Genomic DNA, 25554 nt, shown 5'->3' with positions numbered 1-25554 from the left:
CTGCCGGCCGGCGGCGGTCGCCGCCGCGGGCGCGGTGCAGCTGCTGACCGCGCTCGCCGGAGTACGCCCCGACGTGCCGACGGGGAGTGTGGCCGTCCGCCCGCTGCGCACCGCGCCCCTCGGCGCCCTGCGGTTCACCGGGCTGCGCGTCGCCGAGCAGCCGTTCGCGGTGCGGATCAGCAGGCTCGGGCTCGGCATGGTCGAGGAAGCGGCCGATGGCCTGCAGTTGGGGGTGTGAGGGCGATGCGCGCGCGACTCTCCGACGGGACGCGTGCGGGGCGTGCTCAAGACCCTGTTTATCGTCAGGAAGACGACTATGATCGCGTCATGCCCTACGACCCGTCGGCCTTTCCGCCCTTCGCTGTCACTGTCGACCTGGTCGTGCTGACGGTGCGCCGCCACGCGTTGTGCGCCTTGGCCGTCCGCCGCGGCGAGCCCCCGTATCAGGGCCGCTGGGCCCTGCCGGGCGGATTCGTGCGAGGCGATGAGGACCTCGCGACGGCGGCCGCGCGCGAGCTGGCCGAGGAGACCGGACTGCACGCGCACGACCCCAGCGGGCCGGTCCTGCCCAACGCCGCCCACCTCGAACAGCTCGCCACCTACGGTGACCCCAAGCGCGATCCCCGGATGAGGGTGGTCAGCGTGGCGCACCTCGCCCTCGCGCCCGACCTCCCCGCCCCGCGCCCCGGCGGCGACGCCCGCAGCGTGCGCTGGGCGCCCGTGGAGGACCTGCTGGACCAGGAGGTGGGCTACGGCCGCGAGGGCGAGCAGGTGGCGCCGCTCGCCTTCGACCACGCCCGCATCCTCGCGGACGGGGTCGAGCGGGCTCGCTCCAAGATCGAGTACTCCTCGCTGGCCACCGCCTTCTGTCCGCAGGAGTTCACGGTCGGCGAGCTGCGCCGGGTGTACGAGGCGGTCTGGGGCGTGGTGCTGGATCCGCGCAACTTCCACCGCAAGGTGACCGGTACGCCCGGCTTCCTCGTGCCCACCGGCGGCACGACGACGCGTCAGGGCGGACGCCCGGCCCAGCTGTTCCGCGCGGGTGGCGCCACCTTGCTGAACCCGCCGATGCTGCGGCCCGAGGCGTAGGAGCCGCCGCTGGGGAGGAGCCGCTGGGGCGATCGGGGCAGGACCGCCGGGGCAGGGCCCATAGGGCGGGACACGGCGACGGCGTATGCGTGCGTTGCGTAGCAAATAGGACATACCGGGTTACGGTGCTGCGGTACGTCCTCGTGCTCCCACGCGTCCCGCCGCCGAGCCGTCTCACGCCCTGCGAGAGAAGCGATGATCCAGGCCATCGGACTGACCAGCGCCCCCCGCCGCAACCAGCCCCTCGCCGTCGACGACCTCACCTTCGAGGCCCGCCCCGGGCGTGTCACCGTCCTGCTCGGCCCCCAGGGGGCCGGCAAGACCAGCGCCCTGCGCCTGATCCTCCGCATCGACCCCGGCCACGGCGTCGCGCTCTTCCAGGGCCGCACGCTCGACCGGGTCCCCCACCCGACCCGCGAGATCGGCGTGCTGCTCGGCGACGTCCCCGGCCACCCCGCCCGTAGCGCCCGCGGCCACCTGCGGATGCTCAGCGCCGCGGCCGGCGTCCCCGCCGCGCGCGCCGACGACGTCCTGGAGGTCGTCGGCCTCAGCGGCCTCGCCGACCAGCGCATCGGCGACTTTTCGCTCGGCATGGACCGCCGCCTCGGCCTGGCCGCGGCACTCCTCGGCGACCCGCACACCCTGGTCCTCGACGAGCCCGCGCACGGGCTCTCCCCCCGGGAGACCGCCTGGCTCCACGGAGTGTTGCGCGGCTATGCGGCCCAGGGCGGCGCCGTCCTCGTCACCTCCCGTGATCCCAAGGAGGCCGCCCGGATCGCCGACCAGGTCGTCACCATCGACCGCGGCCGCCTCGTCGCGGACCAGGCCGTCGACGTCTTCGCCCGCACCCGGCTGCGGCCCCGCGTCGTCGTGCGCTCGCCCCACGCGGGCCGTCTCGCCCACCTCCTCGCCGCCGAGGCCCGCACCGCGAGCGCCGCCACCGGCAGCCCGTCGATCGAGATCGTCCGCGAGGGCGGCAGCCGGCTGTCGGTCTACAACAGCACCTGCGCGGCCATCGGCGACGCCGCCTACCGCCACGGCATCCTCATCCACCGCCTGACCGAGGAGAACGGCGACACCGGCCCCGTCACCCCCCTGCCGCGCGCCGACGGAAGACGGCCCCGCGGCCGACGCTCCGCCACCGCCGTTCCGCCGGAAGCCACCGCGACCGACCCCGGCCTGCCCGACGCGGCTCTCACCCCCCAGCCCGGCGCGACGGTCACGGAAGAGCTCGCAGAGGCCCCGGGGCCAGGCGCCGCGCCGGCAGAAGAGACCGCCGCGCCCCCGGGTGAGGACCAGCGCCCCGTCGCGCCCGGCGCCTCCGTGCAGCCCGTCCCGCTGCCCCGTCTCCGGCCCCTCTCGGCGCCCGACCCCGCCTGGCCGCTGCGCTACGAGTTCCGCCGTGCCACGGGCGTGCGCACCGGCTGGGTCGTGGCCGCCGCGGCGCTCGCGAGCTCGCTCCTCGCCTCCGTGCTGCTCGCCCGGACCGGATCGCCGGAGCCACGCCTGTTCACCGGCTGGCCGTCGATGCTGCCGCTGCCGCCGGCGGCCTTCGGCGCCGGGCTCCTGGGGGCGCTCTCCTTCGGCCAGGAGTTCCGCTACCCGGCGCTCGCCCCCGACCAGGGCACCGTCCCGCGCCGCTTGGGCCTGCTCTGCGCCAAGCTCCTGGTCACGGCCGCCGCCGCCGTGCTGCTCGCCCTCGTCGCGGTCGCCCTCGACGCGGCCGCGGTGGGCCTGCTCTTCGGCGACATCGCCATGGGCCTCGCCGGCGACTGGGAGGTCGCGCTCCTGGGCTGGGCCGGGCTGACCCTGGGCTGCGCCTGGGCCGGGCTGCTCGCCGCCGGGCTGTTCCGGTCCACCGCCCTGGGGCTGGTGGCGGTGCTGGCGGTGCCGACCCTGGTGGTCCCGGTGCTGGGCGGCGTGCTGGCCGAGCCGGCGGCCCGGTCGCTGGCGGGGCTCCCGGAGCGGCTGCGCTCGGCGGCCGTGGTGCAGTGGCCGACCGGAATGGACCAGGGCGTCTCGGCGGCCCTGCGGCTGGTCTCCCAGCCCGTCGGCTGGGCGCTCGCGCTGTCGCTGACCGCGCTCCTCGGCGCGTACGTCCTGGCCATGTTCCGCGGGCGGCCGAGATGAGGCCGCCGACCCCCGCCCCCACCCCTCGGACGGCAGGGCGACTCGGCGTAAGAGTCGTCACGCTCCGCAGTCGATCAGCCCCGGAGAGTGCCCGATTCTGTCTGGTTCGTCGTCAATTGTGAGGTAATGGGCGATCACCCTTTCGTGTGCTTTTCACCAAAGACCTCAAGGCAGTTGGAGGTGTCGCCGACAAAGGAGGCGTGAGTACCCTTGCGCACACCATGATGACCGCGGCTCGCCCCGCCGACTCCGGCCTGTCCGGCCCGGGCGAGCTAGACCGTTACTCCTATGCGGAGGCCCCCGGGGCCGACCGCGGAGCCCTGCCCGCCTGGGACGGCGAGGCGGAACTGAGCCGGGGCCGGCGCGCGGCCGGCAGCCGGGGCCGGGGCCTGCACGGCCAGCTCGTGCAGCAGCTGGGCCAGATGATCGTTTCCGGGGACCTGGGGGCCGACCGCCCCCTCGTCCCGGAGGAGATCGGGCAGCGCTTCGAGGTCTCCCGCACCGTCGTCCGTGAATCCCTGCGCGTCCTGGAGGCCAAGGGCCTGGTCAGCGCGCGCCCCAACGTCGGCACCCGCGTCCGCCCCGTCAGCGACTGGAACCTCCTCGACCCGGACATCATCGAGTGGCGGGCCTTCGGCCCCCAGCGTGATGACCAGCGCCGCGAGCTGTGCGAGCTGCGCTGGACCATCGAGCCCCTCGCCGCCCGCCTCGCCGCCGGTCACGGCCGCGAGGACGTCCAGCAGCGCCTCGCCGACATGGCCGAGATCATGGGCCACGCACTGGCCCAGGGCGACTCGCTCACCTTCGCCCGCGCCGACGCCGAGTTCCACTCGCTGCTCCTCCAGGTCGCCGGCAACCGCATGCTCGAACACCTCTCGGGCATCGTCTCCTCCGCGCTGCACGTCTCGGGCGCGCCCTCGGGCGGCTGTGACCGCCCCAGCGAGGCCGGGGTCGGCCACCACCTGCGGATCGTCGACGCCGTCGGCGCCGGTGACGCCGCCGGGGCGGAGACCGCCATGCGGCAGCTGCTCACCGCCCACCCGGACGTCGAGCGCGTGGTGCCCGCCCCGCGCGAGCACTGACCGCGCGAGAGGAGTGGGACGGCACGGGCGGGGGGCGTGCGGACGGGCCGCGGGTGCGGGACCGTGGACAGGGCTCGCGCGTACGGCCGCACGTCGGGCCGTGCGCGCGAGCCGTTGCGGAAGCCTGCGGCGCGAGGCGTCCCCCGGGCTCGGCCGGGGCGTTGAGGGATGTTCTGCCCGACTAAGCGGTCTTTCACTCCGTTATGCGGTGTGACTCGGGCCACGAGGATTGGGCGTAACGCTCTTCGAGGCAGTGCGATGACTAAAGAGGTGGTAGCCGCTGAGGGAATACGGGCCTTGTCCGAGGTGCTGTCCCTCTGCACTCACCACCCGCGCCGTCGGTTCATCCTTGCCGGCGGTCGTCGGAACCGGTTCGCCGTCAGAGCGGACCGGGGCCGGAAGCCGTTTCCATCGTTCCGAGAGGTTGTTCGTGTCGGCCAGCACATCCCGTACGCTCCCGCCGGAGATCGCCGAATCCGAGTCTCTGATGGCGCTCATCGAGCAGGGAAAGGCCGAGGGGCAGATCGCCGGCGACGACGTGCGTCGGGCCTTCGAGGCTGACCAGATTCCGCCAACCCAGTGGAAGAATGTTCTGCGCAGCCTCAACCAGGTCCTCGACGAGGAGGGTGTGACGCTGATGGTCAGTGCCGCCGAGGCGCCCAAGCGCACCCGCAAGAGCGTCGCAGCGAAGAGCCCGGCGAAGCGCACCGCCACCAAGGCCGTCGCCTCCAAGACGGTCACGGCCAGGCAGACCGCGTCCGCCACGTCCGCCCCCGGGGCGTACGACGGCGAGAGCGACGAGGCCGTGGGGTCGCCCGCCAAGAAGACCGCCGCCAAGAAGACGGCGGCCAAGAAGACGGTGGCCAAGAAGGCCACCGCCAAGAAGACAGCGGCCAAGAAGACCGCCTCCAAGAAGGACGCCGACGAGCTCCTCGACGACGAGATCGTCGAAGAGACGCCCACCCCGGGCAAGGGCGGCGAGGAGGAGGACGAGACCGGCGAGAACAAGGGCTTCGTCCTGTCCGACGACGACGAGGACGACGCCCCCGCGCAGCAGGTCGCGGTGGCCGGCGCCACCGCCGACCCGGTCAAGGACTACCTCAAGCAGATCGGTAAGGTCCCCCTCCTCAACGCGGAGCAGGAGGTCGAGCTCGCCAAGCGGATCGAGGCGGGCCTGTTCGCCGAGGACAAGCTGGCGAACTCCGACAAGCTCGCGCCCAAGCTCAAGCGCGAGCTGGAGATCATCGCCGAGGACGGGCGCCGCGCCAAGAACCACCTGCTGGAGGCCAACCTCCGACTGGTGGTCTCCCTGGCCAAGCGCTACACCGGCCGCGGCATGCTCTTCCTGGACCTCATCCAGGAGGGCAACCTCGGTCTGATCCGTGCGGTCGAGAAGTTCGACTACACCAAGGGTTACAAGTTCTCCACGTACGCGACCTGGTGGATCCGCCAGGCCATCACGCGCGCGATGGCCGACCAGGCCCGCACCATCCGTATCCCGGTGCACATGGTCGAGGTCATCAACAAGCTCGCGCGTGTCCAGCGCCAGATGCTCCAGGACCTGGGCCGCGAGCCCACCCCGGAGGAGCTGGCCAAGGAGCTCGACATGACCCCGGAGAAGGTCATCGAGGTCCAGAAGTACGGCCGTGAGCCGATCTCCCTCCACACCCCCCTGGGTGAGGACGGCGACAGCGAGTTCGGTGACCTCATCGAGGACTCCGAGGCGGTCGTGCCGGCCGACGCGGTCAGCTTCACGCTCCTGCAGGAGCAGCTGCACTCCGTCCTGGACACGCTCAGCGAGCGTGAGGCGGGCGTGGTCTCCATGCGCTTCGGCCTCACCGACGGCCAGCCCAAGACGCTCGACGAGATCGGCAAGGTCTACGGGGTGACGCGTGAGCGCATCCGTCAGATCGAGTCCAAGACGATGTCGAAGCTGCGTCACCCGTCGCGTTCGCAGGTTCTGCGCGACTACCTGGACTGACCTGCGGAATTCCATCGGATCGTCCCGGACCGAAGGCCCGGCACCCCTCACGGAGGTGCCGGGCCTTCGGGCTCTCCGGATGCGGTGATCGCCGCGCGGGTCGACCCTGGGTGTGCAAGGAACTCCATACGGTCAGGAGACTGCATGCGTTCGCTGAGCTACCCACTGGTCGGCGCCGTCGCCCTGCTGCTGGCGGCGCCCGCTCCCGCCTCGGCGGACCGCGGCGTCGTGGGCGGCCAGTCCGTACGCGCCGCGGAGGCGCCCTGGGCGGTGGCCCTGTCGAGCCGTCAGCGGTTCGGCCCCGCCCGTTCGGGTCAGTTCTGCGGCGGAGTTCTGGTGGCGGCCCGGACCGTGGTCACCGCGGCGCACTGTCTGAGCCGTGAGGTGCTCGGTGGGGACGTCAGCGAGATGAAGGACCTGCGGGTCATCGTCGGCCGCGACGATCTGCAGGGCGTGACGGGGAGGGAAGTGGAGCTGAGCGAGACCTGGGTCAACCCGGCCTTCGACCCCGGGACCAACGCCGGCGACCTGGCCGTGCTCACGCTGAAGGACCCCGTGCCGCGAGCGAGCGTCATCACGATGGCGCCGGCGAACGACCCCGCCTACCGGGCGGGCACGGAGGCCACGGTCTACGGCTGGGGCGACAAGATCGGCAACGGCACCTACTCGGACAACCTGCGGGCGGCGGGGCTGCTCATCCTCGCGGATCCCGTGTGCGAGCGCGCCTACCCGGGGAGCACGGAGGGTGTGTACCGCGCGGCGACGATGCTGTGTGCGGGGCTGCCAGGCGGTGGCAGGGACGCCTGCCAGGGGGACAGCGGCGGGCCGCTGGTGGTGCGGGGGCGCCTGGTGGGCCTGGTGTCCTGGGGGAGCGGCTGTGCTCAGGCCGGTCACCCGGGGGTGTACACGCGGATCTCGGCGGTCATCCCGCTGGTGAAGGCGCACGCCACCGACGCCGCGAAGCCCGCGGAGCCGGCCGCACCGCCCCCGGCCGCGCCGCCGGCCGGCGCCGTACCGGCGAGCGTCGCGGCCCCCGCACGGCCGGCCGAGCGGCCCGCGATCCCTCCGAGCTCGCACAAGCGCCTCTCACGAGGTCTGCCGGTCGCCTGGAAGCAGGGCGCCCGGCTGTCACCCGCGAGGCCGTGGTGACGCCGGTGAGGGCCTGTGAGGGGGTGTCGCGCGTGGCGCCCGGGTGCTCAGAGGCGGCTGAGCGTACGAGAGCGGGCGGCCTCCCCGGTGGGGGTGGCCGCCCGCGGCTGCCCGGCCCTGGATGGCCGGACCTCGCTCGTCGTCGGATGCGATGTGTCAGCGTTCCATTGCGGACTCAACGGTCCTCGTCGGACACGGACGCCGGAGGGGCGGTGAGCCGCTCCGTCTCGTCCTGTATCTCCGCGGCGATCTTCTTGAGTTCTGGCTCGAACTTACGCCCGTGGTGGGCGCAGAAGAGCAGTTCGCCGCCGCTCATGAGAACGACGCGCAGGTAAGCCTGAGCGCCGCACCGGTCGCAGCGGTCAGCGGCCGTCAGCGGGCTCGCGGGGGTCAGAACAGTAGTCACGTCGCCTCTTCTCTAGCTCGACGAGCTGTCGTACCAGGGTCAACATCCAACCAGGCCGAAAACGTTCCCGCTCGCGGCTTTTCCTCGAAACTTCCTTCCCGGAGAAGTTCCGGTGGGTTGGATCTTGACGGTTGGCGGCGAATGAGCCGTAGTGCGTGGGCTTACGGTTTCACGTCGCTGGGGGCTTTCGTCCTCCCGGCCGGCTTGCCGGGTTGTTCTTGAGGACGTGCCCGGAGCCTAAATGGTTCATGCCTCCAAGGGAACGTGATGTGCACGTCACTCCAACGTGTCATCGAACAAGCGATCGATACTGGACTAGCATGGGCGTTCCCCCGGGTGGCTGCACAAAGGCTCTACCTGGCCTCGGTACCCTCTGAACGGCGACCGAGCCACCACTGTGCCCGACCCGGGCAAAAAAGAAATTCAGCGAGGAGCGAACCGCGTGACCGCCGATATGTCCGTGCCGTCCACTGCGTTGCTGACCGGGGCAGACCGGGACGGCTCCAACTACACCGCGCGGCACCTGCTCGTCCTCGAGGGGCTGGAGGCCGTCCGCAAACGGCCGGGCATGTACATCGGCTCGACCGACAGCCGCGGCCTACTGCACTGCCTCTGGGAGATCATCGACAACTCCGTCGACGAGGCCCTGGGCGGCTACTGCGACCGGATCGACGTGATCCTCCACGACGACGGATCCGTGGAGGTGCGGGACAACGGCCGCGGCATCCCCGTGGACGTCGAGCCCAAGACGGGGCTCTCCGGCGTCGAGGTCGTCATGACCAAGCTGCACGCCGGCGGAAAGTTCGGCGGCGGCTCCTACGCGGCCTCCGGCGGCCTGCACGGCGTCGGCGCCTCGGTCGTCAACGCGCTCTCCGCCCGCCTGGACGTCGAGGTCGACCGGAACAGCCGGACCCACTCGATCAGCTTCCGCCGCGGCGTGCCCGGCATCTTCACCGAGTCCGGCCCCGACGCCCCCTTCGACCCCGCCAACGGTCTGCTCAAGGGCAAGAAGGTGCCGAAGGCCCGCACCGGCACCCGCGTCCGCTACTGGGCGGACCGCCAGATCTTCCTCAAGGACGCCAAGCTCTCCCTGGAGACCCTCTACGGGCGCGCCCGGCAGACGGCGTTCCTCGTGCCGGGCCTGACCCTCGTCGTCCGCGACGAGCGCGACCTCGACGGCACGGGCCCCACCGAGGAGGTCTTCCGCTACGACGGCGGCATCAGCGAGTTCTGCGAGTACCTCGCCCAGGACAAGGCCGTCTGCGACGTGCTGCGGCTGACCGGGCAGGGCACCTTCAAGGAGACCGTGCCGGTCCTCGACGACCGCGGCCACATGACGCCGACCGAGGTCACCCGCGAACTGGCCGTGGACATCGCCCTGCGCTGGGGCACCGGCTACGACACGAACGTGAAGTCCTTCGTCAACATCATCGCCACCCCCAAGGGCGGCACGCACGTGGCCGGATTCGAGCGGTCGCTCACCAAGACGGTCAACGAGGTGCTGCGCTCCTCCAAGCTGCTGCGCGTCGCCGAGGACGACGTCGTCAAGGACGACGCCATAGAGGGCCTCACGGCGGTGGTGACCGTCCGGCTGGCCGAGCCGCAGTTCGAGGGGCAGACCAAGGAGGTCCTCGGCACCTCGGCGGCCTCCCGGATCGTGGCCAATGTGGTCGCCAAGGAGCTCAAGGCGTTCCTGACCTCCACCAAGCGCGACGCCAAGCAGCAGGCGCGGGCGGTGCTGGAGAAGGCCGTCGCGGCGGCCCGTACGCGCATCGCCGCCCGGCAGCACAAGGAGGCCCAGCGGCGGAAGACCGCCCTGGAGTCCTCCTCGCTGCCCGCCAAGCTGGCCGACTGCCGCAGCGACGACGTCGGGCGCAGCGAGCTGTTCATCGTCGAGGGCGACTCGGCGCTGGGCACGGCGAAGCTGGCGCGGAACTCCGAGTTCCAGGCCCTGCTGCCGATCCGCGGCAAGATCCTCAATGTCCAGAAGTCGTCGGTCTCCGACATGCTGAAGAACGCCGAGTGCGGCTCGATCATCCAGGTCATAGGAGCCGGGTCCGGCCGGACCTTCGACATCGACGCCGCGCGCTATGGCAAGGTGATCTTCCTCGCCGACGCCGATGTGGACGGCGCGCACATCCGCTGTCTGCTGTTGACGCTCTTCCAGCGCTACATGCGGCCCATGGTCGAGGAGGGGCGCGTCTTCTCGGCGGTGCCCCCGCTGCACCGGGTCGAGCTCACCCGCCCCAAGAAGGGGCAGGACAAGTACATCTACACCTACTCCGACGCCGAGCTGCGCCAGACGCTGCTGGACCTGGGGCGCAGGAACGTCCCGTACAAGGAGAGCATCCAGCGCTACAAGGGCCTGGGCGAGATGGACGCCGACCAGCTCGCGGAGACCACCATGGACCCGCGCCACCGCACCCTGCGGCGGATCAACATCAGCGACCTGGAGGCGGCGGAGCGCGCGTTCGACCTGCTCATGGGCAATGAGGTCGCGCCGCGCAAGGAGTTCATCACCAACTCGGCGGCCACGCTGGACCGCTCGCGCATCGACGCCTGACCGCCCGCCCGGGCGGGGCCTCCTGCCCGGGCCGCGGCCGCCCGCTCAGCCCGCCGCCCACGCGTAGCGGTGCTCCGGGCGGCCCGTCTCCCCGTACCGTAGCGTGAGGCTGAGCCGGCCGGACTCCTCCAGCCGCTTGAGGTAGCGCTGCGCGGTCGAACGGCTCAGCCCCGACCGGGCGGCGACCTCGTGTGCCGACAGCGGGCGCGCCGCGTCCGACAGCACCCGGCGGATCAGTTCCGCCGTCGGCGCCGAGTGCCCCTTGGGCAGCGGCGTGCTGGTCACCGCGGTCCGCAGCGTGCCGAAGATCCGGTCGACCTGGTCCTGGCCGGCCTCGTCCGCGTCGTCGAGGGTCCGGCGCAGCTGTGCGTACGCCTCCAGCTTCACCCGCAGCCCGGGGAAGGTGAACGGCTTGACGAGGTACTGCAGGGCGCCGTAACACATCGCCGCCTGTACGGTCGCGATGTCGCGCGAGGCCGTCACCATGATCACGTCGGTCAGATGGCCGCGCTGCCGGATGCGGCGGACCAGGGACAGTCCCGTCTCGTCCGGCAGGAAGTGGTCCAGCAGCACCAGATCGATGCCGCCCCGCTCCAGGACGGCCATGGCCTGCGCGGCGTTGTGGACCGTGGCACCGACCCGGAAGCCGTCGACCCGCCTGACGTACGCGGCGTTGATCTCCGCGACACGGAAGTCGTCGTCCACGACGAGGACATCGATCATCTCTTCACCCCTTCGAGTGAGCGCAGTGCTTCGGGCAGTTCCACGGTGAACACGGCGCCACCACCTTCCCGTTCACCGGCTCGCGCCGAGCCGCCGTACCGTTCCGCCAGCCGCCGTACGAGCGCGAGTCCGAGCCCCCTGCGGCGGTACGGGGGCGATTCCTTGGTCGTCCAGCCGTCCGTGAACACCAGCTCCCCGGCCGCCGCCGGCACGCCCGGACCGTTGTCCGTGACCTGCACGAGGAGGGTGCAGCCCTTCGCCCGCAGTTCCACTTCCACCCACGGGACGTCCTCCCGGCCCTCCCGGGCGTGCCCGGTCGCGGCGTCCAGGGCGTTGTCCACGAGATTGCCGAGCACCGTCACCAGGTCGCGCGGGTCCACCACCCGGTCGGGCAGCCATGTCCGCGCGCTCACCCGCAGCGCCGCACCGCGCTCCGCCGCGACCGCGCTCTTGCCCACCAGCAGCGCGCTGACCAGCGGGTCGCGCACCCGCTCGGTGACCTGCTCGGCGGTCGCCCGGTGCGCGCCCGTCACCTCCGCCACGAAATCGGCGGCCTCCTCGTGCAGGCCCAGTTCCAGCAGCCCCATGAGGGTGTGCATCCGGTTGGCGTGCTCGTGGTCCTGGGCGCGCAGGGCGTCGGTCAGGCCGCGGGTACCGTCCAACTCCCGGCGCAGCTGTTCCAGTTCGGTGCGGTCGCGCAGGGTCGCCACCGTGCCGCCGTCGGAGGTGTTCATCCGGTTGGCGACCAGGACCCGGCCGTCCCGGACGGTGAGCAGATCCGTACCGCTCACGCGCCCCGCGAGGACGTCGGTGGTCCGGCCGGGCGGCAGGATGGCGTCCAGCGGCCGCCCGATGGCGTCCGTCCCGAGTCCCAGCAGCCGTTGGGCCTCGTCGTTGACGAGGCGGACGCGGCCGCGCCGGTCGAGGGCGACGACGCCCTCGCGGATGCCGTGCAGCATGGCCTCACGCTCGTTCAGGAGGGTGGATATCTCGGCGAGTTCGATGCCGTGGGTGCGCTTGCGCAGCCGCCGCGAGACGGCGATGGCCGCCAGGGCGCCGGCGCCGAGCGCGGCGCCCGCGTACGCCAGGATGCCCGGCACGGCGTGCAGCAGCAGCGCGTGCACGTTGTCGTAGCCGATGCCGACGGAGACGGCTCCCACGATGGCGCCCTCCGTGTCGCGCAGCGGGACCTTGCCGCGCGCGGAACGGCCGAGGGTGCCCTTGCCCGTGCCCATCCAGTCGTGTCCGCTCAGCGCCCGCGCCGGGTCGGTGCTGACGTGCTCGCCGATGCGGGAGGGGGTGGTGTGGGAGTAGCGGATGCCCTGGGTGTCGACCACCACCACGTAACTGGCGCCCGTGGCCAGCCGGATGCGCTCGGCGTCGGTCTGCACCGGCCCGTCGGCGCTGGGCCGGCCGGCGAGCACATGCCGGGCGAGGCCGGGCTGGGCGGCCGTGGCCTGGGCGATGGCCAGGGCTCGGCGCTCGGCCTGTTCGTCCAACTGGGCGGCGAGCGGCGCGAGGAAGAGGCCGGCGGCCAGCCCGGCGACGCCCGTGATGATCAGGAGGTGGACGAGCAGGACCTGCGCGAAGACGCGACGGGGCCACCGGGGGCGCATGTGTGTCCCTTTCCTGTCATCACCCGCCCACTTCAGAGCGAAAAGGCTCCGGTACAGCGGCTTTCCGTGCGTGCAACATCAACAGAACGTAGCCGGACGTTGTTCCACGGCCCAGTCCTGTAGCCCTTTCGTTGTTCTATCGCGAGCAGAACGAGCAGAACAGGGTTCGTGCGCTCAAGCCGCACAGCGCTCACAAGGCTGTCTCGGCCTCTCGCGCCACATCTAGCCTCCAGCACCGGCCGCCTCCCACGCACAGCGGTGGCCGAAGAGCCGGTAGAGGAGAACCACGATGACGAGCAGCGGCAGGAACGGCGGCACCCCACCGGGCGGCCACACCCCGGCGATCGAACTGCGCGGGGCGAGCAAGATCTTCCGAACCCCGTCGGGCGCGGAGCACACGGCCGTACGGGACCTCGATCTCACCGTAGGACAGGGCGAGTTCGTGGCGGTCGTGGGCCCCACCGGGTGCGGGAAGTCCACGACCCTCACGCTCGTGAGCGGCCTGGAGGAACCCACCGAGGGCGAGGTGCTCATCGCCGGTACACCGGTGACCGGGATCCGGCCGGAGGTCGGCTTCGTCTTCCAGCAGGACGCGGTCTTCCCCTGGCGCACGGTCCTGTCCAACGTGATGGCCGGCCCGCGCTTCCGCGGCGTCCCCAAGGCGCGGGCACGGGAGCGCGCCCGCGACTGGCTGGGACGGGTGGGGCTCGCGGCCTTCGAGGACCGCTATCCGCACCAGCTCTCCGGCGGCCAGCGCAAGCGGGTCGCGCTCGCCCAGACGCTGGTGTGCGACCCCGCCATCCTGCTGATGGACGAGCCGTTCTCGGCCCTCGACGTGCAGACCCGGGCGCTGATGTCGGACGAACTCCTGGAGCTGTGGGGCGCGTCCCGCGCGGACGGGGCGGCGGCGTCCGTCGTCTTCGTCACCCACGACCTGGAGGAGGCCATCGCGCTCGCCGACAAGGTCGTGGTCATGACCGCCGGGCCGGCCACCGTCAAGGAGGTCTTCCCCATCCGGCTGCCGCGACCGCGCAAGGTCGAAACCATCCGCCTGGAGGCGGAGTTCGTCGAGATCTACCGCGAGATCTGGTCCTCGCTCGGCGAAGAGGTCCGCATCACGCGCGAGAGGGGTGCCGGTCATGTCGCTGCCTGATTTCCCTGACGTCCTCATGGAACCTGTGTCCCTCAGCAAGATCAACACAGGCCGCACGCAAGCCAGGGCCCGCGCCGCACGCCGGCGGAGGCTGCTGGTGTACACCGTGCGGGCGGCGCTGCTCGTCGTGGTGCTGGCGGCCTGGGAGATGATGTCCCGCGCCGAGGTGATCGATCCGTTCAACTTCTCGATGCCGTCGCGGATCTGGGACCAGATCGTGCAGTGGACGGCCCACGGCACCGCGCAGGGATCGCTCGGCGAGCAGATCTGGTGCACGCTCTACGAGGCCCTGCTCGGCTGGGGCATCGGCGTCAGCGCCGGTGTGGTGCTCGGCATCGCGCTCGGGCGGGTCCGCTTCCTCGCCGACGTCCTCGGCCCGTTCATCAACGTCCTCAACGCGCTGCCGCGCATCGTCCTCGCGCCGATCTTCCTGATCTGGTTCGGCCTCGGGCCCGCCTCCAAGGTCGCCTCCGCCGTGGTGCTGGTGTTCTTCCCGGTCTTCTTCAACGCCTTCCAGGGCGCCCGCGAGGTGGACCGCAACCTCGTCGCCAACGCCCGCATCCTCGGGGCGGGCAACCGCCGGGTGACGCTTCAGGTCGTCGTCCCGTCCGCCACCTCATGGATCTTCACCAGCCTGCACGTGAGCTTCGGCTTCGCGCTGATCGGCGCGATCGTCGGTGAGTTCATCGGCGCGAGCCAGGGCATCGGGCTCCTGGTCGCCCAGTCCCAGGGAAGTCTCAACTCGTCCGGTGTGTACGCCGCCATGGTGATCCTGGCCGTCGTCGCGTTGCTCGCGGAGGGGCTGCTGACCTTCGTGGAGAGGCGGCTCTTCCGCTGGAAGCCGGCCCAGCCGGGCTCGCGCTGACCCACCCCCGTACCTCCCCGCCGCTCGAACCATCGGAACGACCCCCCACGCGTACCGATCCGCTCACTCCATGCGTCACGACTTGTTAAGGATCAGCTGATGCCTCCCTACAGCAAGCTCGCCAAGGTCAGCGCGGCGGCCGTCACGGGGTCCTTGTGCCTCGCCCTCGCCGGATGCGCCGACGACTCGTCGGCGAACAGCGCCGACAAGCGGTTCGAGGCCGCCAAGGGCGAGACCGTCAAGATCATGGTCGGTGGCCTGGACAAGGTCATCTACCTGCCGGCCATGCTCACCCAGCGGCTCGGCTACTTCCAGGAGGAGGGCGTCTCCGTCAAGCTCCTGAGCGAGCCCGCCGGCGTCCAGGCCACCACGGCCCTCGTCTCCGGCGAGGTCGACGGCGTCGTCGGCTTCTACGACCACACGCTCGACCTCCAGGTGAAGGGCAAGCAGGTGGAGTCCGTGGTCCAACTGGCCCAGACGCCGGGGGAGGTGGAGATCGTCTCCAAGAAGGCCGCGGGCGACATCGCGTCGCCCAAGGACTTCAAGGGCAAGAAGCTCGGGGTGACCGGGCTGGGCTCGTCCACCGACTTCCTCACGAAGTACCTCGCCGTGAAGAACGGCGTCGACGTCGGCGAGTTCACCCCGGTCGCCGTGGGCGCCGGCCAGACCTTCATCGCGGCCCTCCAGCAGGGTTCCATCGACGGCGGCATGACCACCGACCCGACCGTCGCGCAGATCCTCGCCAAGGACACGGGCCGGGTCCTCGTCGACATGCGCACCCCCGAGGGCTCGCGGGCCGCGCTCGGCGGGCTCTACCCCGCGTCGAGCCTCTACATGAACACCGGCTGGGTGAACAGCCACAAGGAGGTCGTGCAGAAGCTCGCCAACGCCTTCGTGAAGACCCTCAAGTGGATGTCCGCGCACAGCCCGGAGGAGATCGCCGCGAAGATGCCCGACGACTACGCGAAGGGCAACAGGAAGCTCTACACGGAGGCCGTCAGGAACACCCTGCCGATGTTCACCAAGGACGGGGTGATGCCGGCCGACGGGCCGAAGACCGTCCACGAGGTCCTCAAGTCCTTCAACCCCAACCTCAAGAACGCCAAGGTCGACCTGGAGAAGACCTACACCACGGAGTTCGTCAAGGAAGCGGGGTGACGGACACGACGTCCATCCGCGCGGGCGTGGCGGGCGCCCGGCCGCAGCTCTCGGGGCGGGCCGGCTCGGCGGCGCCCTGAGCGACGACGACCCGCCAGGCCCGGCCGTCGGTGTGGGTGACGGTGACCGACCAGTGGGGCGCCGCGCCCTCGGTCCGCGCCACGTCCAGCGCGTCGGCGCCCTCCTCGCCGGTCAGCTCGCGCACGGCCAGCTCCGCGGCCTGGGCGGGGCGCTCCCAGGCCGAGCGGCCGCGGCAGTTCTCCGTCACGACCCGGCCGTCGCGCACCGCCTCCAGGACGTCCTTGACGCCGTGCGCGGTGACCCGCCCGTACGCGTAGCCGTAGGGCAGGACGAAGAGGGTCGGCGAGAAACGGTGGCCACCGATGTGGGTGACCTCCCAGACGTCGGTGCCGCCCGCGGCGGCCAGCTCCGCCGCCAGCGGGCGGCCCAGGAGGGCGCAGCAGCGGTCGCGCTTGCCGTTGGTGCAGACGAACACCAGCGGCTCGCCGTCGTACGGCTCCCACAGCCCGCCGTGCTCGCCCGCGCCGAGCGCCGCGAGGTCGAGCGCCGTCAGCGCGGCCGGGTCGGTGAGGTCGGTCGTACGGATCCAGGAGCGGCCCGGCGCGGTGTGGGCCGCGTACACGCGCTGTGCGGTGGGCCGGTGGCAGTCCGCGTGCCGGCCGGGGCGCCGGATCAGCGCGATCCGCACGCCGGTGCCCTCGGCGGCTTGGCCCAGGGCCCGGCCGACCGCCGGGTCGAGGTGGCTGGAGGTGAGCGCGTCCGTGCCCCATGGGCCCGGCTGCTCGATCAGCAGCCAGGTCCGCGCGGTGGCGGCGGTGGCGGCCAGCGGCTCGGACAGGTGGCGGGAGGCAGTCGCGCACGTGCTCACGAAGGTAAGCCTAACCTGCCTGGGTGGAGGCGGTCCGTCGGGGGCGGCCGGGAGGGGCCCGGACCGGCCATGATCCCCTACGGCCCCCGGGCCACCCGCCGGGCCGCCCCTATCCTGGGGCGGGCGACCTTACGATCATCCGCCCGCCGCAGCCGGTACCCGCTGCGTCCGAACATCTGAGGGAGGCGTCCCCTTGGCGAAGCGACAGATCCCGGTCATCGTGCTCGCGGGCTTCCTGGGCTCCGGCAAGACCACCCTGCTCAACCACCTGCTGGGCAGGAGCGGGGGCAGCCGGATCGGCGTGATCGTCAACGATTTCGGCAGTATCGAGATCGACGCGATGAGCGTGGCCGGCCAGGTCGACTCGATGGTCTCGCTCGGCAACGGATGCCTGTGCTGCGCCGTCGACACCAGTGAGCTCGACGGGTTCCTCGACCGGCTCGCCCGCCCCACCGCCCGGATCGACGTCATCGTCATCGAGGCCAGCGGGCTCGCGGAGCCCCAGGAGCTCATCCGCATGATTCTCGCCAGCGACAACACGAGCATCGTCTACGGCGGTCTGGTCGAGGTCGTGGACGCGGCGGAGTTCCCCGCCACCCGCGCCCGGCACCCCGAGCTCGACCGGCACCTGGCCATCGCCGATCTCGTCGTGCTCAACAAGGCCGACCGGGCGGGGGAGGAGGAGCGCCGCGCCGTCCGCGCCGAGCTCGGGCGGCTCGGGCCCGGCACACCGGTCGTCGAGGCGTCGTACGGGCGCGTCGACCCGGAGCTGCTCTTCGACCGCAAGCCGCGCGAGGACCACGCGGAGGCGGTGCGGCAGCTGTCCTTCGAGGACCTCGTCCGCGAGGAGCGGGGCGACGGCCACGAGTGCGGCGACGGCTGCCACGAGCACGGCGGGCACCTCCACGCCGCGTACGACAGCGTCTCCTTCACCTCGGCGGAGCCCATGGATCCGCGCCGGCTCATGGAGTTCCTCGACGACCGGCCCGCCGGCCTCTACCGCATCAAGGGCTTCGTCCACTTCGCGGCGGCCGGCCACCGGCGGAAGCGGTACGCGGTGCACGCGGTGGGCGACTTCCTGCGCTTCTCCGCGGCGCCCGGCACGCGTGAGCCGGTGACGCAGCTGGTGCTGATCGGCACGGGCATCGACACGGAGGCCCTGCGGGCCGGGCTCGATGCTTGCCGGCACGTTTCGCCGGAGGACGCCGAGGAGCACAGCATGTGGGGGGTCCTGCGGTACGCGCAGGCTTGACGCTGGTGGACGGGGCGTCCCTTCGGGGCGTGTCCTCAAACGCCGGACGGGCTGGATTCGCCCGTCCGGCGTCCCGCAAAGCCCCTTATACCGGACCCGCCACCGCGGCGACCGCCTTCGCCAGCGGCGTGCCGGAGCCGTCCCGGCGCGGGTCGGGGGCCGGGAGGTCGACGGGAGTGCCGTTCGCCGTGGCCGCGCGGCCCGGGGAGAGACCGGCCCAGGCCAGGACCAGACAGTCCTCGCCCTTCAGGAAGCGCTGACAGCGCACACCGCCCGTCGCCCGGCCCTTGCGCGGGTACTGGTCGAACGGGGTCAGCTTGGCCGACGTCTCCGAGGCGCCCAGCAGCGTGCCGGCCACGCCGGCGACCGTGAAGACCACGGCGTCCGCCGCCGGGTCGATGGCGGTGAAGGAGAGCACCTTCGCACCGGAGGACAGCTTGATGCCCGCCATGCCGCCCGCCGGACGGCCCTGCGGCCGCACCTGGCCCGCCGGATAGCGCAGCAGCTGCGCGTCGTCGGTGACGAAGACGAGATCCTCCTCGCCCGTGCGCAGCTCGGCCGCGCCGACGATGCGGTCGCCGTCCTTGAGGGTGATGACCTCCAGCTCGTCCTTGTTCGCCGGATAGTCGGGGACCACACGCTTGACGACGCCCTGCTCCGTGCCGATCGCGAGGCCGGGCGAGGACTCGTCGAGCGTGGTGAGACAGATCACGCTCTCGCCGTCGTCCAGCGACAGGAACTCCGAGATCGGGGCACCGCCCGCCAGGCTGGGCGCCGCCGCCGTCTCCGGCAGCTGCGGCAGGTCGATCACCCGCAGCCGCAGCAGCCGTCCGGCCGAGGTCACCACGCCCACCTCGCCGAGCGCCGTCGCGGGCACCGCCGAGACGATCACGTCGTGCTTCACGCGCTTGGCCTCGCCCGCGCCCGGCGGGAACGGCTCACCCGTGGCCGTACGGGCCAGCAGCCCGGTGGAGGAGAGCAGCACCCGGCACGGGTCGTCCGCGACCTGGAGCGGCACCGCCGACGCCGGCGCGCCCGCCGACTCCAGCAGCACGGTGCGCCGGTCGGTGCCGAACTTCTTCGCCACCTCGGCCAGTTCGCCCGAGACCAGCTTGCGCAGCTCGGCGTCGGACTCCAGGATCCGGGTCAGCTCCTCGATCTCGCCGGTGAGCCTGTCGCGCTCCGACTCCAGCTCGATGCGGTCGAACTTCGTCAGGCGGCGCAGCGGGGTGTCCAGGATGTACTGCGTCTGCACCTCGGAGAGGGAGAAGCGCGCGATCAGGCCCTCCTTGGCCTGCGCGGCGTTCTCACTCGATCGAATGATTCTGATGACCTCGTCGATGTCGACGAGCGCCACCAGCAGACCCTCGACCAAGTGCAGCCGGTCCCGCCGCTTGCCGCGCCGGAACTCGCTGCGCCGGCGCACCACCTCGAAGCGGTGGTCGACGTAGACCTCCAGCAGTTCCTTGAGGCCCAGTGTCAGCGGCTGCCCGTCCACCAGGGCGACGTTGTTGATGCCGAAGGACTCCTCCATCGGCGTCAGCTTGTAGAGCTGCTCCAGCACGGCCTCGGGGTTGAAGCCGTTCTTGATCTCGATGACGAGCCGCAGGCCGTGCGAGCGGTCGGTGAGGTCCTTGACGTCGGCGATGCCCTGGAGCTTCTTCGAGCCGACCAGGTCCTTGATCTTGGAGATGACCTTCTCCGGACCGACCGTGAAGGGCAGCTCCGTGACGATCAGGCCCTTGCGGCGGGCCGTGACGCTCTCCACGGCGACGGTGGCGCGGATCTTGAACGTGCCGCGGCCGGTCTCGTAGGCGTCGCGGACGCCGCTCAGCCCCACGATGCGGCCGCCCGTGGGCAGGTCCGGACCCGGGATGTACTTCATCAGGGTGTCGAGGTCGGCGCCCGGATGCCGGATCAGGTGCCGGGCGGCGGCGATGACCTCGCCCAGGTTGTGCGGCGGCATGTTCGTCGCCATGCCGACGGCGATCCCGGACGTGCCGTTGACCAGCAGGTTGGGGTACGCCGCCGGGAGCGTGACGGGCTCCTGCTCGCTGCCGTCGTAGTTCGGCGAGAAGTCGACGGTGTCCTCGTCGATCGACTCGGTCATCAGTGACGTCGCCGACGCCATCCGGGCCTCGGTGTAGCGCATGGCCGCGGGCGGGTCGTCATTGCCCAGCGAGCCGAAGTTGCCGTGTCCGTCGACCAGCGGCACCCGCATCGAGAACGGCTGGGCCATGCGCACCAGGGCGTCGTAGATGGACGCGTCGCCGTGCGGGTGCAGCTTGCCCATGACCTCGCCGACGACGCGGGCGCACTTGACGTACCCCCGGTCGGGGCGCAGGCCCATCTCGTTCATCTGGAAGAGGATGCGCCGGTGGACGGGCTTGAGGCCGTCCCGGGCGTCCGGCAGGGCGCGGGAGTAGATGACCGAGTAGGCGTACTCGAGGAAGGAGCCCTGCATCTCGTCGACGACGTCGATGTCGAGGATGCGCTCCTCGAAGTTCTCCGGCGGCGGGGTCTTCGTGCTGCGGCGGGCCATCGCGGCTGCGGCTCCTTCGATCGATTGCCGAGGCAGGGATCTGACGCCGACCATTGTGGACCGCCCCACTGACATCGCCGACCGCGACCCGTCCGTAAGAGCGCTCCGTCCCGGGAACTTCGCCAGATGTCAGCACGCTTGCATACAGTGACAGGACTGTTCATCACGCGAGTCATCGCGCAACGTCGCGAGATTTCAAGCGATCGAAGGGACGTACATGCCCATGGGTCACACGGCCACGCAACAGGCCGGTTCCGGCGGCCTCACAGCGACCGAGCACCGGCTGGCCAACGGCCTGCGGGTGGTGCTCTCCGAAGACCATCTGACCCCCGTCGCCGCCGTCTGCCTCTGGTACGACGTCGGCTCGCGCCACGAGGTCAAGGGTCGCACCGGGCTCGCCCACCTCTTCGAGCACCTTATGTTCCAGGGCTCGGCCCAGGTCAAGGGCAACGGCCATTTCGAGCTGGTCCAGGGCGCCGGCGGATCGCTCAACGGCACGACCAGCTTCGAGCGCACCAACTACTTCGAGACCATGCCGGCCCACCAGCTGGAGCTGGCCCTGTGGCTCGAGGCCGACCGGATGGGCTCGCTGCTGACGGCCCTGGACGACGAGTCGATGGAGAACCAGCGCGACGTCGTCAAGAACGAGCGCCGCCAGCGTTACGACAACGTCCCCTACGGCACGGCCTTCGAGAAGCTGACGGCCATGGCCTACCCCGAGGGCCACCCGTACCACCACACCCCGATCGGCTCCATGGCCGACCTGGACGCGGCCTCCCTGGAGGACGCCCGCGCGTTCTTCCGCACGTACTACGCGCCGGGCAACGCCGTGCTGTCGGTCGTCGGTGACATCGACCCCGAGCAGACCCTGGCCTGGATCGAGAAGTACTTCGGCTCCATCCCGGCGCACGACGCCAAGCAGCCGCCGCGCGACGGCTCCCTCCCCGAGGTCATGGGGGAGCAGCTGCGCGAGGTCATCCGCGAGGACGTCCCCTCCCGCGCCCTGATGGCCGCCTACCGCCTGCCGCAGGACGGCACCCGCGAGGCCGACGCGGCCGACCTGGCCCTGACCGTGCTCGGCGGCGGCGAGTCCTCCCGGCTGCACAACCGCCTCGTGCGCCACGACCGCACCGCCGTGGCGGCGGGCTTCGGTCTGCTGCGGCTCGCCGGCGCGCCCTCCCTGGGCTGGCTGGACGTCAAGACGTCCGGCGGCGCCGAGATGGCCGACATCGAGACCGCCGTGGACGAGGAGCTGGCCCGCTTCGCCGCCGAGGGGCCGACCCCGGAGGAGATGGAGCGCGCCCAGGCCCAGCTGGAGCGCGAGTGGCTGGACCGGCTCGCCACCGTCAGTGGCCGGGCCGACGAACTGTGCCGCTTCGCCGTGCTCTTCGGCGACCCGCAGCTGGCCCTCACCGCCGTGCGGCGCGTGCTGGACATCACCCCCGACGAGGTGCAGACCGTCGCCAAGGCCCGCCTGCACCCCGACAACCGCGCCGTGCTGGTGTACGAGCCGACCGCCCCGCAAGCGCCCGAGGCCGCCGACGCGACCGACCGGGACGCCGCAGCCGCCGCAGACGAGGAGACGGACCGGTGAACGACGCCGTGGCCACCATGACCTACCACCCGCAGCCGCAGGCCGGCGAGGCCACCCCGTGGGCCTTCCCCGCCCCCCAGCGCGGTGAGCTGCCCAACGGCCTCACCGTGCTGCGCTGCCACCGCCCCGGCCAGCAGGTCGTCGCCGTCGAGATCAACCTCGACGCGCCCCTGGACGCCGAGCCCGCCGGGCTGGAGGGCGTCTCCACGATCATGGCGCGCGCCTTCTCCGAGGGCACCGACAAGCACACCGCCGAGGAGTTCACCGCCGAGCTGGAGCGCTGCGGCGCCACCCTCGACGCGCACGCCGACCACCCCGGCGTCCGGGTCTCCCTGGAGGTCCCGGCCTCGCGGCTCGCCAAGGCGCTCGGCCTGCTCGCCGACGCGCTGCGCGCGCCCGCGTTCCCCGACGGCGAGATCGAGCGGCTGGTGCGCAACCGCCTGGACGAGATCCCGCACGAGCTGGCCAACCCCGCTCGCCGGGCGGCCATTGCCCTCTCGGCGGAGCTCTTCCCGGCCGACTCGCGGATGTCCCGCCCCCGCCAGGGCACCGAGAAGAGCGTCGAGGGCGTCGACGCCGCCGCCGTACGGGCCTTCTACGAGGCCCATGTGCGGCCCGCCACGGCGACCGCCGTGGTCGTCGGCGACTTCACCGGCATCGACCTCGACGCGGCGCTGGCCGACTCCCTCGGCGCCTGGACCGGCTCCGCCGCCGAGCCCCGGCCCGTGCCGCCGATCACCGCGGACGACACCGGCCGCGTGGTGATCGTGGACCGCCCCGGCGCGGTCCAGACGCAGGTGCTCCTCGGCCGCATCGGCGCCGACCGGCACGACCGCGTGTGGCCCGCCCAGGTGCTCGGCACGTACTGCCTCGGTGGCACCCTCACCTCCCGCCTGGACCGCGTCCTGCGCGAGGAGAAGGGCTACACCTACGGCGTGCGCGCCTTCGGCCAGGTGCTGCGGTCCGCCCCCGACGGCACGGGAGCCTCCATGCTGGCCGTCAGCGGCTCGGTGGACACCGCCTCCACCGGCCCGGCACTTGACGACCTGTGGAACGTGCTGCGCACCCTCGCGGCCGAGGGGCTGACGGACGCCGAGCGCGATGTCGCCGTGCAGAACCTCGTCGGGGTCGCGCCGCTGAAGTACGAGACGGCGGCGGCCGTCGCGGGAACGCTCGCCGACCAGGTCGAGCAGCACCTGCCGGACGACTTCCAGGCGCGGCTGTACGAACGCCTCGCCGAGACCGGCACGGTGGAGGCCACGGCCGCCGCGGTCAACGCCTTCCCGGTCGACCGGCTCGTGACGGTTCTCGTCGGTGACGCCGCGCAGATCGCGGAGCCCGTGCGGGCGCTGGGCATCGGGGACGTGACGGTGATCACCGGCTGACGCCCGGTCAGAAGTCAGGGAGGCGCGCGGGGTCGGTGAGACCCGCGCGCCTCCTTTATGTCCGATTTAGTGGAGTGGTTGCACGTCTGTGGTGTGGTGTACGACACAAAACATGAGTTCTGTTTGCCGTTCGAAAGTGGCGGCGTCTAGCGTCAGGGCGGTTGTCCGTCAGACGTGAGTCGCATCCGCGGCCCCGGGCAACCATCGCCGAATCCCCGCACGGCGCGAGCCAGGGGAACCGGGGACCCACATGTCCCCTGGGGTGAATCGGTTCCCTTTCCGGAGGGAGTCGTAGGAGACCTTCCTGCTCCGAACCCGTCAGCTAACCCGGTAGGCGAGAAGGAAGGAAAGGAATAGCCGCACCTATGGCGTTCACTCGTGCCACCGGGAAGCACCGCCGTCCGAGCCGCGCCGTTCGCACCGGCGCGAACATCGCGGGCATAGCCACCCTGACGGCCACCGGTGTCGTCGCCGGCTTCGCCGCTCCGGCGCTCGCGGCCACCGACGACGCTCCGCGCACCGACGACACCGGCCTGACCCAGGCCCTCGTCATCGGCGAGGACACCGGCCACCGCGTCGGTGAGCAGGCCGAGGTGCAGCGCAGCTCCGCCGACGAGACCAACGCCCGCCTCCAGGCCGAGGCCGCGGCCAAGAAGCACGCCGCCGAGGTCAAGAAGGTCGCGGACGAGGCCGAGCGCAAGGCCGAGGCCGAGCGCAAGGAGGCCGAGCGCGTCGCCCGCGAGCAGGAGCGCAAGAAGCTCAACGCCTACGTCTCGCCGATCGACGGCTCCTACGTCTCGACCTCCTACAAGGCCTCCAGCGGCCTGTGGTCGTCCGGCAGCCACACCGGTGTGGACTTCCACGCCGAGTCCGGCACCTCCGTGCACGCCGTCGGCGCCGGCACCGTCGTCGAGGCCGGCTGGGGCGGCGCGTACGGCAACAACGTCGTCATCCAGCACAACGACGGCACCTACACCCAGTACGGCCACCTGTCGTCCATCGGCGTCACCGCCGGCCAGACGGTCACCGCCGGCCAGGAGATCGGCATCTCCGGCGCCACCGGCAACGTCACCGGCCCGCACCTGCACTTCGAGGCCCGCACCGGCCCCTCGTACGGCTCCGACATCGACCCGGTGGAGTACCTGCGCTCGCACGGCGTCAACGTCTGACCCGCTCCGCGAGGAACCGCCTCCCGAAGGCCCCGGCCCCTTGGCCGGGGCCTTCGTGTTGGCCAAAACATATCCACGGGATCTCCGGTGCCATCGGAATTTGCGGACGACTGCAATAGAGTCGCTGAGCAGGCGTCAATTAGCCGCGTTCAGCGGGGTTCAATGCGGAGGTTCACCCATGCGGGGCCGTACGTGAACGGCGATGAGAAAACACCGCGGGACGGCGGCCGCATTTCCACGCACGCCGTGTGCACGGCGATCCGGGACGACATCGTCTCCGGCACCTTCCCGCCCGGCAGCCGGCTCACCGAGGAGGTCCTCGCCCGGCGCTACGGCGTCTCCCGGGTGCCCGTGCGCGAGGCACTGCGCACCCTGGCCTCCGAGGGGTTCGTGACCACGCGCCGCCACGCGGGCGCCTGCGTGGCCGAGCCCACCGAGCAGGAGGCGGCCGATCTGCTGGACGTCCGGTCGCTGCTGGAGCCCCTGGGTGCCGCGCGCGCCGCGCAGCGCCGCACCGAGGCGCATCTGAAGGTGCTGCGCGGGCTGGTCAGGCTCGGCCAGGAGCGTGCCCGGGGCGGGCGGACCAGTGAACTGCGCCCCTTGGACGACTGGTTCGACGAGACGCTCGCCCAGGCGTCCGGCAGCCCCAGCCTCGCGGGCCTTCTCACCCAGCTCCGGCTCAAGATCGCCTGGGTGTACGTACCGGAGTCGCCCGCCCGGCCCGTGGCCGCGTGGGAGGCGTGCGCGGCCCTGGTCGACGCCGTCGCGCGCGGGGACGCGGAGCGCGCGCGGGCCGTCGCCGCCGCCC

The 25554-nt window shown here is 71.8% G+C and carries 18 protein-coding genes, 2 pseudogenes and 1 riboswitch; of the genes and pseudogenes, 15 read left to right on the top strand and 5 right to left on the bottom strand.

The genetic code is table 11. The features are described from left to right. From J7E86_RS19150 to J7E86_RS19125, 6 genes and pseudogenes are all read left to right on the top strand, one after another. Positions 1-238, top strand: a pseudogene (locus J7E86_RS19150) (glycogen debranching protein); the annotation flags it as partial. Between the two features lie 89 nt (positions 239-327). Further along, positions 328-1089 (top strand): NUDIX domain-containing protein, encoded by a 762-nt coding sequence (locus J7E86_RS19145; protein ID WP_215082923.1) that lies wholly within the window; start codon positions 328-330, stop codon positions 1087-1089. A gap of 195 nt (positions 1090-1284) precedes the next feature. Continuing rightward, positions 1285-3219 (top strand): ATP-binding cassette domain-containing protein, encoded by a 1935-nt coding sequence (locus J7E86_RS19140; protein WP_215082922.1) that lies wholly within the window; start codon positions 1285-1287, stop codon positions 3217-3219. 146 nt (positions 3220-3365) lie between these two features. Then, complete coding sequence (locus J7E86_RS19135) at positions 3366-4301, top strand: FCD domain-containing protein (protein WP_308312640.1); 936 nt, start codon at positions 3366-3368, stop codon at positions 4299-4301. A gap of 430 nt (positions 4302-4731) precedes the next feature. Continuing rightward, a complete protein-coding gene (locus J7E86_RS19130; protein WP_215082920.1) occupies positions 4732-6282 on the top strand; it encodes an RNA polymerase sigma factor in 1551 nt (516 codons plus the stop codon). Positions 6283-6426: 144 nt separating this feature from the next. Then, a pseudogene (locus tag J7E86_RS19125) lies at positions 6427-7209 on the top strand (trypsin-like serine protease); the annotation flags it as partial. A 397-nt stretch (positions 7210-7606) separates the two neighbouring features. On the opposite strand, the gene J7E86_RS19120 reads toward J7E86_RS19125, so the two are convergent. Further along, positions 7607-7837: a hypothetical protein gene (locus J7E86_RS19120; protein ID WP_215082918.1), complete on the bottom strand. Its 231-nt coding sequence runs from the start codon at positions 7835-7837 to the stop codon at positions 7607-7609. Positions 7838-8279: 442 nt separating this feature from the next. Between J7E86_RS19120 and J7E86_RS19115 the strand changes: the two genes are divergently transcribed. Next, the gene (locus J7E86_RS19115; protein ID WP_215082917.1) at positions 8280-10400 is read left to right on the top strand and encodes a type IIA DNA topoisomerase subunit B; all 2121 of its coding nucleotides are present in this window, start codon (positions 8280-8282) and stop codon (positions 10398-10400) included. A gap of 45 nt (positions 10401-10445) precedes the next feature. Here the strand turns inward: J7E86_RS19115 and J7E86_RS19110 are convergent, their stop codons facing one another. After that, entirely contained in the window at positions 10446-11123 is a 678-nt protein-coding gene (locus J7E86_RS19110; protein WP_215082916.1) for a response regulator, read from the bottom strand. Then, positions 11120-12739: a sensor histidine kinase gene (locus J7E86_RS19105; RefSeq protein WP_215082915.1), complete on the bottom strand. Its 1620-nt coding sequence runs from the start codon at positions 12737-12739 to the stop codon at positions 11120-11122. The genes J7E86_RS19110 and J7E86_RS19105 overlap by 4 nt, the downstream gene beginning before the upstream one ends. Positions 12740-13028: 289 nt before the next feature. Here J7E86_RS19105 and J7E86_RS19100 point away from each other — a divergent pair, with 289 nt between their 5' ends. From J7E86_RS19100 to J7E86_RS19090, 3 genes are all read left to right on the top strand, one after another. Beyond that, positions 13029-13892, top strand: a complete 864-nt coding sequence (locus J7E86_RS19100; RefSeq protein ID WP_215082914.1) for an ABC transporter ATP-binding protein — start codon at positions 13029-13031, stop codon at positions 13890-13892. A gap of 16 nt (positions 13893-13908) precedes the next feature. Continuing rightward, positions 13909-14757: an ABC transporter permease gene (locus tag J7E86_RS19095; protein WP_251019359.1), complete on the top strand. Its 849-nt coding sequence runs from the start codon at positions 13909-13911 to the stop codon at positions 14755-14757. A gap of 99 nt (positions 14758-14856) precedes the next feature. Further along, positions 14857-15915, top strand: a complete 1059-nt coding sequence (locus J7E86_RS19090) for an ABC transporter substrate-binding protein (protein WP_215082912.1) — start codon at positions 14857-14859, stop codon at positions 15913-15915. On the opposite strand, the gene J7E86_RS19085 is transcribed toward J7E86_RS19090, so the two are convergent. Next, on the bottom strand, positions 15899-16804 hold the full coding sequence (locus tag J7E86_RS19085) for a sucrase ferredoxin (protein ID WP_215082911.1): 906 nt from the start codon (positions 16802-16804) through the stop codon (positions 15899-15901). The two genes, J7E86_RS19090 and J7E86_RS19085, sit on opposite strands and share 17 nt — an antisense overlap. Before the next feature lie 193 nt (positions 16805-16997). Here J7E86_RS19085 and J7E86_RS19080 point away from each other — a divergent pair, with 193 nt between their 5' ends. Continuing rightward, positions 16998-18056, top strand: coding sequence for a GTP-binding protein (locus J7E86_RS19080; protein WP_215082910.1), 1059 nt, complete (start codon positions 16998-17000; stop codon positions 18054-18056). Positions 18057-18141: 85 nt separating this feature from the next. Here J7E86_RS19080 and J7E86_RS19075 read toward each other — a convergent pair whose 3' ends face one another. After that, positions 18142-20598, bottom strand: coding sequence for a DNA topoisomerase (ATP-hydrolyzing) subunit A (locus J7E86_RS19075; protein ID WP_215082909.1), 2457 nt, complete (start codon positions 20596-20598; stop codon positions 18142-18144). 223 nt (positions 20599-20821) lie between these two features. Between J7E86_RS19075 and J7E86_RS19070 the strand changes: the two genes are divergently transcribed. The 4 genes from J7E86_RS19070 to J7E86_RS19055 all read left to right on the top strand — a co-directional run. Then, positions 20822-22192: a pitrilysin family protein gene (locus J7E86_RS19070; protein WP_215082925.1), complete on the top strand. Its 1371-nt coding sequence runs from the start codon at positions 20822-20824 to the stop codon at positions 22190-22192. Between the two features lie 17 nt (positions 22193-22209). Then, positions 22210-23577: a pitrilysin family protein gene (locus J7E86_RS19065; protein ID WP_215082924.1), complete on the top strand. Its 1368-nt coding sequence runs from the start codon at positions 22210-22212 to the stop codon at positions 23575-23577. A 195-nt stretch (positions 23578-23772) separates the two neighbouring features. Beyond that, a riboswitch (cyclic di-AMP (ydaO/yuaA leader) is annotated at positions 23773-23929 on the top strand. Between the two features lie 13 nt (positions 23930-23942). Next, positions 23943-24746 (top strand): M23 family metallopeptidase, encoded by an 804-nt coding sequence (locus J7E86_RS19060; protein ID WP_215082908.1) that lies wholly within the window; start codon positions 23943-23945, stop codon positions 24744-24746. A 246-nt stretch (positions 24747-24992) separates the two neighbouring features. Beyond that, positions 24993-25554, top strand: a 562-nt coding sequence (locus J7E86_RS19055) for a GntR family transcriptional regulator (protein WP_374223827.1), incomplete at its 3' end; no start/stop codon positions are given.

The sequence above is a fragment of the Streptomyces sp. ISL-11 genome, assembly GCF_018614525.1.
Classification (GTDB): domain Bacteria; phylum Actinomycetota; class Actinomycetes; order Streptomycetales; family Streptomycetaceae; genus Streptomyces.
This window is presented reverse-complemented; position numbering and strand designations above follow the sequence as displayed.